At 65.4% G+C, this 7,894-nt stretch carries 6 protein-coding genes; 3 read left to right on the plus strand and 3 right to left on the minus strand.

All coding sequences use genetic code 11. The annotated features are described in order from the left end of the window. Nucleotides 1-313: 313 nt before the first annotated feature. From FM113_RS13220 to FM113_RS13230, 3 genes are all read right to left on the minus strand, one after another. Nucleotides 314-628, minus strand: a complete 315-nt coding sequence (locus tag FM113_RS13220) for a metal-sensitive transcriptional regulator (protein ID WP_087015290.1) — start codon at nucleotides 626-628, stop codon at nucleotides 314-316. Between the two features lie 70 nt (nucleotides 629-698). Then, on the minus strand, nucleotides 699-1,619 hold the full coding sequence (rarD, locus tag FM113_RS13225) for an EamA family transporter RarD (protein ID WP_087015291.1): 921 nt from the start codon (nucleotides 1,617-1,619) through the stop codon (nucleotides 699-701). A gap of 6 nt (nucleotides 1,620-1,625) precedes the next feature. Then, complete coding sequence (locus tag FM113_RS13230; RefSeq protein WP_087015292.1) at nucleotides 1,626-2,078, minus strand: GNAT family N-acetyltransferase; 453 nt, start codon at nucleotides 2,076-2,078, stop codon at nucleotides 1,626-1,628. Between the two features lie 204 nt (nucleotides 2,079-2,282). On the opposite strand from FM113_RS13230, the gene FM113_RS13235 reads away from it, so the two are divergent. From FM113_RS13235 to FM113_RS13245, 3 genes are all read left to right on the plus strand, one after another. Continuing rightward, the gene (locus FM113_RS13235) at nucleotides 2,283-4,835 is read left to right on the plus strand and encodes a LuxR C-terminal-related transcriptional regulator (RefSeq protein ID WP_087015293.1); all 2,553 of its coding nucleotides are present in this window, start codon (nucleotides 2,283-2,285) and stop codon (nucleotides 4,833-4,835) included. Nucleotides 4,836-4,944: 109 nt separating this feature from the next. Then, nucleotides 4,945-5,730 carry a glucosamine-6-phosphate deaminase gene (gene nagB, locus FM113_RS13240; protein ID WP_087015294.1) on the plus strand — a complete coding sequence of 262 codons (786 nt, stop codon included), beginning with the start codon at nucleotides 4,945-4,947 and terminating at the stop codon, nucleotides 5,728-5,730. A 201-nt stretch (nucleotides 5,731-5,931) separates the two neighbouring features. Continuing rightward, a complete protein-coding gene (locus FM113_RS13245; RefSeq protein WP_087015295.1) occupies nucleotides 5,932-7,146 on the plus strand; it encodes an NADP-dependent isocitrate dehydrogenase in 1,215 nt (404 codons plus the stop codon). Nucleotides 7,147-7,894 lie beyond the last annotated feature (748 nt).

Here is a 7,894-nt window from a genome sequence, read left to right on the forward strand (position 1 = left end):
GTCCCCGCGGGTGATGTCAGGGGTGAGAAGCGGGGTGAATTCGGCACGCCTCAGCCCGGTCAGTACCGAGGCCCGGTACTGTGAAGACGTCGGACCGTCCCCTCCCTTGAGAGAAGAGACACCGACTCCGCGGGGACACTGGATGCAGCCAGGCTCGGCGGGGCGCCTTCAGGGGAAGGCGCGAAACAAATGCACGGGGAACCCTCTTGCGCACGGCTACGCGCGCGGGAGGACTGCCAGGCGGACGATGGGGATCGGCCGCCTGGCAGACACCACTGCTCCCTACCGGATTTGCGGGTTTAGCCGTTGCGCCCTAACGGACGAGGCGCGCGATCGCTGCAGATGCCTCTTCGAGTTTCTCCGTAGCAACCGCGCCGCCGTCGGCAGCAGCCGACGCCACACAGTGCCGCAGGTGGTCATCGAGGAGCGCCAGAGCCACGCGCTCAAGCGCCTTTGTCGCCGCGGAAACCTGCGTCAGGATGTCGATACAGTACACGTCTTCCTCGACCATGCGGTGCACGCCACGAACCTGCCCCTCCGCCCGGCGCAAACGCTTGAGGAGGTCGTCCTTGTGATCGATGTACCCGTGGGTGACGTGGCCGCAGGTAGTGTCCGTCGCATCGCTCATGCTGAGAACCCTACACGCGTGTACGCGGGCGCGGGGGCAAGATCGCGCAGGGCGTAGTACTGCACTCCCGCTAGGCGGGGGAATCCGGGCGAGCGCGCCGCTCTCGAACAATGCTCCATGCCCCACCGATCAGTAGCACGGTGACCGCAGTCCAGATGGCACCGTAGATTACCCACTCACCGGCCGCGATACGCTCGCCGTTCAGGAGTGAGGCGACCACGAGCAGCGCCGGCTCAAGATAGCTGAGGAGCCCGAACAAGCTCATCGTCAACAGGCGCGACGCGGTGAGGTAGAGCATGAGCGCCACACCGGTCCACAGCGCGAACACTGGGGCGGCCCACCAGAGTGCGGGATTCGCGGCCATCGCTTCGCCCGCTGCGAGCTCGCGCGCCACAAAGAACACCGCGAACGCTGCAACCGCGATGAACTCCCAGAACATCCCCCCGAGGTGGGCAGTGCCCATCGCGCGGCGCAGAACGAAGTAGACGGGGTAGCCCAGGGCGACGAGCAGGGTTTCCCAGGAGACGCCCCCCACGCGGATCAGTTCGACAACGACGCCGGCGGCCGCGATCCCCGCGGCGAGCCACTGCCACCACACCAGGCGGTCACCATAGAGAAACTTGCCGATAACGACAAGTACGAGTGGGAGCAAGAAGTAGCCCAACGCCACCTGCAGTCCGCGGCCGTGGAGCGGAGCCCAGCTGAATACCCAGAGCTGGGCGGACACGAGTAGGCCGCAGGTGAGGATGCCGAGCGCGAGTAGCGGGGTGCGTCGGATCCGGGCCGCGATCTCAGTGACGAGATGCCACTGCCGGACCGCGAGCAGCGCCAGCACGATCAAGGGAATCGTGATCAGGTTGCGAATGCCCCACACGGCCTCCGCCGACGCGGGTGCCAACATCGGCGTCACGAAATAGACGCCCGCGAACGCGAGCGACGACCCAACCGATGCGAGGATCCCGCGTGACGTGGGAGTGTGGGAGCTTGTCACTCCCGGCTACAGCGTGATCGCGCCGATGACCTCGCCATACGGGGTCTCCCCGACCGGAACGAAGCCAGTGTGCAAGAAGAACTCCTCGGGGCCGTCCTCGCCGCGCTCCCACAGGACTGTCAGACGCGATACTCCGCGCCGACGGGCCTCATCGATCAAGGCGTCGACCGCGAAGGTGCCCACGCCGGCACCCTGCGCGTCTGCGTCTACATTGATCCGCCACAGCGCAGCACGAAACTCCTCTTCGGCGGCATCCGGGTCGAAGTGACCGTGGATGAACCCGACAACCTCAGAACCATCGAGGACCACGCGCTGCCAAGCAGTGTGGGCGGGGGTGACCGCCGCGGCAGCGGCGTACGAGACGGGCGTTACGAACTGTTCCTGGCCAGGCTTCAGACCGAGGGTATTCACAGCGACGATGGTCGCTGCCGAGAGTTCTTCGAGTCTGAGATCGGTCATAGTCCCAGGCTAGCGGGTGCCGGAGGGTGCGCAAGTCCTGAACGAGAATGCTCAGCCGAATTTACTCATTTTGAGGTGGGTGCGCCGCTCAATGGAGTAGTTCGTGCCCCCCATTTTGGCGCTGCCGGCGCTGCAGAAAACCAGGCGGAGTACAGTCGGAGGCATAGCCGCCCGAAACCTGGGGCGCGTCACGGGGAGAGACGAATGCGCACACGTGAGGTTCGCGAGATCCGTTCGCTGGTCCTGGGCGGGGAGTCTGTGCGCCTCGTCGCGCCGCCCGAAGCGGGGCGGACGTACCTCCTCGCTCAGCTCTCTCAAGAACTAGAGTCGCGTGGTTACACAGCGTTTCGGGTGGCGGGACGACGCCCGTTTCGTGAGCAAGCGTATGTGGCACTCCGCGAGGCCGGGCTCGTGCGACTGCGTGGGGCGCAGAGTGAGAGCGATATCGCCGACGAGCTCATGCAAGGGCTGCACACGCTCGGCCATCCCGTCATTCTCGTTGATGACGCGGAATTTCTGGATCTGAATTCCGCCTACCTCCTCGAACAGGTGCGAGACCGCCGCGATATCCCCATTGTTGTTGTCGCCCCACCGTTTGTCATGCTCGACGAGCACGGCCGTTCCGCGCTCAATAAGATCCGCACCCAGGCCCGGCTTGAGATCGCCCCGCTCGGTTACGCCCAGATCAGCGTGCTGGCGCAGCGCGTATTGGGGGCTCCGGCACAACCCGAGGTGCTCTCGCAGGTGCTCTCGATGTCGTCCGGCATGACCGGGATCGCCGTGGCGATCCTGCGCTCTGCCGCGCGTGAGCAGCGCATCCTGCGGCACGAGAGCGGCTGGGCGCTGCACGAGCCCTCCCTCTGGAACGTTCATTTGCGCACCACTGTGGAGCAGTTGCTTGGTGATCTGCGGCGAGACGAGTTCCGAGCGCTCCACGCACTTGCGCTCGCCGAGAGCGTCGCCACCGAGGAATTTCGAGAGGTTGCGGGCCCCGAGCTCATCACCCTCTCGCAGCGAGGACTCCTGACAACGTTCGGTGATGCCCGAGTCGGCACGCACGTCGCCCCGCGACCCTCCCTGATCATCGACTACTTCCAGAACCAGCCGGTCACCCCGCTGCACTACGAGGCGATCAGTCTGCTACGGGCGCTCCCGGATCCGGGTCCGCTGGAGCGTGCCCGGGCGCGCACCGCAGCTCATGTGACGCAGGCCCTCACCTTCGATCGCTCCGAGAACCGCGGCACGGGCATGAACCGCTTCTATCGTGCAGACACCTCATACCGACTCGCGGCCGCCGCGCGAGACTGGCAGCAGTCACCCTCCCCGGCGAGTGCGGTGGCCTACCTCGACCTCCTGCTCGCCACGGACAGTTACGTGCGGCACGGGAGCGAAGTGATCGCGCGCACTCCGGGCGGAGGCACCGAACGAATCGCAATTCGCTTGATACTGCACCGCATGTTCGTGATTGCGCAGACCGATCCGGCAACCGCTGCTGCACCGCTGCGTGAGATCGTCGAGCACGAGACCGACCCCGCAGTGCAGGCCGCCGCTGCCGCGTTCGAGGCGTACCTCATCTTCTGCTACGCCGGAATGATGCCGGAGGTCGCGGAGTGGTGGGACCGCTCCGAGATGCTCCGAGACGGGTTTTCTGTGGCGATGCGGCACTTCATCGGCGTGCTGAGCGGCCGGACCACAGAACCACTCAGCATGGCGGCGATCGATAAGGAGTCGATCCTGCAGTGGCACGTGACCGAAATCGCGAACACCGTGTTGAGCGCACGCAGGGAGGATGCGGAGCCCTACGAACGCCGACTGCGGAAGATATTCTCGGACGCACGCGCGGATTCCGACTATCGCGCCATCACCGTCTGTGCGTACTTCTTATCCCTGTACGAGGCGGCGACGTTCCGCGACGATCTCGCGACCGAGACCGTCAGTGTGACGCTCGCGCTGGGCACCCCGAACCTGTCCTTCGCCGACTTCTTTTGTGCGCAACTCCGGTGGGCATCGTATCTGCACTACGTGCACGGCGAGCCCGACCTCGCACGCTCCGTGCTTGCCGAAACCACCCGATATCCGGCGTTCTACGGACCGCTTCCAGCGATGCATCCGGAGTTTGGCGACGCCATCGAGCTCCTGATCTCCGGTGAACAAGGGCGTGCCGTTGAACTCCTGCTGCGGTTGTCGGCGAAATGTGACGCGAGCGAACTCAGCTCGGCCGCCTGGTCATACGCTGTGATCGCGTTCATCGAACAGCCGTCGGAGGACGCGTTTACACAGATGGCGCGCGTCGCGGATCCGAGCACCTACGGGACGCCGGCACTCATGGAACTGGTCCGGAGCGCGCTCGACCGCGACCCGGAACTGCCGCGCAAGGGGCAACAAATCACCGGCGAAGCGGAGGCCGCGACGGCAATCACCCTCCTCAACGCAATTGTGCGCTCGCCGCTCAACGCCGACCCGGCAGGCGCCGCATGCGTTGACGACCTGAACGAAACGATTCGCGGCCTACGGGCCCTCCGCTCAGTCGGCGAACTGACAATCACCACACCTCACGTGGGCGAACCCGTGGATCCGGGACTCACGAAACGAGAGAACGAGATCGCGATGCTCGCAGCGACCCTGCAGAACCGGGAGATCGCCGACAGGCTCTCCATCAGCGTGCGCACGGTTGAGAATCACCTGGCTCGCGCCATGAAGAAGTTGGGCGTCAGCGCGCGCACCGAACTCGCCCGGGTGGAGGGTCTGTCAGCATAGGCCGTTGGGGCCCGTATTCTGGGAGGCAACACACGAGTGCTGCCCGGCACCTCCCTGCCCGGGCGCGCATCGCGACGCTAAGCCGCCGCACCGAGACGCTGGAGGAAATGTGGACGTCGTCATCGTCGAGGATGCGGCCGCGGTCGCCGAACGGGCCGCTGCCAGGATCGCCGCTCGGATTCAGCGCACCCCTGGACTCGTTCTCGGGCTGGCTACCGGCTCGTCACCGCTCGGCACCTACGAGGCGCTCGCCGCACGTGTACGCAACGGCGAACTGGACTGTAGTGGGGTCAGTGGTTTTGCGCTCGATGAGTACGCGGGCATCGACTATGGCCACCCTGAGAGCTACCACGCGGTGATTCGCCGAACGGTCACCGAGCCGCTCGGTCTCGACCCGGCCCGCGTCCACGTTCCCGACGGTAACGCGGCGGACCTCGCCGAGGCGGGGGCGGACTATGAGCGCATGATCGCGGAGGCCGGTGGCATCGACGTCCAGGTGCTGGGGATCGGGGCAAACGGGCATATCGGTTTCAACGAGCCCGTGTCCTCCTTCGGCTCGCGGACCCGGCAGAAGACGCTTTCCCCGAAAACGCGCGAGGACAACGCGCGGTTCTTCGACAGGCTGGAAGACGTGCCCCTGCAGAGCATCACCCAGGGCATTGGGACGATCCTCGATGCCGGAGAGCTGCTCATGGTCGCCCAGGGCGCGGCGAAAGCCGACGCCGTCGCCGCGATGATCGAGGGGCCGCTTGCGAGCCGTTGCCCCGCAAGCGCCCTACAACTGCACCGCAACGCCACGGTCATTATCGACCGGGCCGCCGCCGGCAAGCTGCAGCTGATCGACTACTACGAGCAGGTTGAACGCCACCGGGCGGCACCGATCCCCGTGGGCTAAATCAGCCCGCCACGTGTGAATCGCCTGCACAAGAAATATCTCGACGCCGAGAGACTCTGCAGAACTCAGGTAGAGTGGTTCCCGGTCCTACCGGACCCGGCACGCGGCGCGAACGATCCGCTGCGGCCCGTAAGAATTCAGCGCGTGGCGCACACTGAGCCGCGCGCCTCCGAGCTCACATAACAGACACTGGGAGAAGCGTTGGCGAAGATCAAGGTTGCAGGCACTGTCGTCGAACTCGACGGCGACGAGATGACTCGCATCATCTGGCAGTTCATCAAGGATCGGCTGATCCATCCGTACCTCGACGTCACCCTCGAGTACTACGACCTCGGCATTCAGCACCGAGACGAGACCGACGACCAGGTCACGATCGACGCAGCGAACGCCATTAAGAAGCACGGCGTGGGCGTCAAGTGCGCCACGATTACGCCCGACGAGGCGCGCGTCGAAGAGTTCGGCCTGAAGAAGATGTGGCGCAGCCCGAACGGCACGATCCGCAACATCCTCGGCGGCGTTGTGTTCCGTGAGCCCATCATCATCTCGAACATCCCCCGTCTGGTGCCCGGCTGGAACAAGCCGATCATCATCGGCCGCCACGCACACGGCGACCAGTACAAGGCAACTGACTTCAAGGCCGGCCCCGGCAAGGTCACCATGACCTTCGAGCCGGCTGATGGCTCCGAGCCCCAGCAGTTCGAGATCGTCACGCTCCCCGAGGGCGGCGGCGTTATCCAGGGCCAGTACAACTTCAACGACTCGATCCGCGACTTCGCCCGTGCGTCGTTCAAGTACGGACTGTCGCGCGAGTACCCCGTGTACCTCTCCACCAAGAACACGATCCTGAAGGCTTACGACGGCCAGTTCAAGGACATCTTCCAGGAGGTCTTCGACGCGGAGTTCAAGGATCTCTTCGATGCGAAGGGGCTCACCTACGAGCACCGCCTCATTGACGACATGGTCGCCTCGGCCATGAAGTGGGAGGGCGGCTACGTCTGGGCGTGCAAGAACTACGACGGCGACGTGCAGTCGGACACCGTGGCTCAGGGCTTCGGCTCGCTCGGTCTCATGACCTCCGTGCTGATGACGCCGGACGGGCAGACCGTTGAGGCAGAGGCTGCTCACGGCACCGTGACCCGTCACTACCGTCAGCACCAGCAGGGCAAGCCCACCTCCACGAACCCGATCGCCTCGATCTTCGCCTGGACGCGTGGCCTCGCGCACCGCGGCAAGCTCGACAACAACGCGGCGCTCATCGAGTTCTCCCAGACGCTCGAGGACGTCGTCATCAAGACCGTTGAATCGGGCAAGATGACCAAGGACCTCGCACTGCTGGTTGGACCCGAGCAGGCGTTCCTCACGACCGAGGACTTCCTCGCCGCAATCGACGAGAACCTGCAGCAGCGACTCGCATAGGGAAAACGCGTCAGCGTTTTCCGCGAGGAGCTGGTCGCGCCACTGCGCGAGCTCGCATAGGGAAAACGCGCAGCACCTGCGGCAACACCGCGCCCCTCATCCTTACTCTTCGGAGTTCGGGTGAGGGGCGCTTTGTATATGGAGGGTCCCGGGTTGGCCCGGGGCAGGGCCGCGGGGCCGTCGGGCTGTCGGGCTGTCGGGCCGTCCCCCAACACGAGGGACTTTCTCCGAGCCGAGCCATTTTCCGGCGAATTGGGCTCGTGCTGGCGAAACTCACTCGTGTTCGGTGAGTCGAGCTGGAGCTGGAGCTGGAGCTGGAGCTGGAGCTGGAGCTGGAGCTGGAGCTGGTGAGCGTGCGCGCGAGGGTGGGCTCACTGTAAGTAGGTGGGCCAATGCTCGGGAGCTCGGGAGCTCGGGAGCTCGGGAACTCGGGGATTCGTGAGTCCGGGGGCCGGTGCGCCCGGTAGGCCGATGGGCCGATGGGCCGATGGGCCGATGGGTCCGAGCCGGGTGATGCGGTGGGATGGGTTCCCGGGTGTGGGGTGCAGAGCCATTGGCGGATCAGCTCGACGGGTGCGCCGAGCTTTGGCCTGGCGCGCCTGGTGACTCGTAGATGAGTCGTTTTACCTAGCGCGAGCCGTTTGTGCGGGAATTGGACTCGTGCCAGCGAATTGTCCTCGGTTTCGGTGCCCGGGGGCAGGGTGCCCGGTGCCCGGGGGTGGGGGCGCGCCCGGGATGTTGGGTGTGG

It is taken from the genome of Leucobacter sp. 7(1) (assembly GCF_900163635.1).
In the GTDB taxonomy this organism is placed as follows: domain Bacteria; phylum Actinomycetota; class Actinomycetes; order Actinomycetales; family Microbacteriaceae; genus Leucobacter.

Excerpts from the sequence above, each read along its gene's own strand:
- FM113_RS13220 (WP_087015290.1), bottom strand. The coding sequence starts at position 628 with ATGAGCGATGCGACGGACACTACCTGCGGCCACGTCACCCACGGGTAC.
- FM113_RS13230 (WP_087015292.1), bottom strand. The coding sequence starts at position 2,078 with ATGACCGATCTCAGACTCGAAGAACTCTCGGCAGCGACCATCGTCGCT.
- FM113_RS13235 (WP_087015293.1), top strand. The coding sequence starts at position 2,283 with ATGCGCACACGTGAGGTTCGCGAGATCCGTTCGCTGGTCCTGGGCGGG.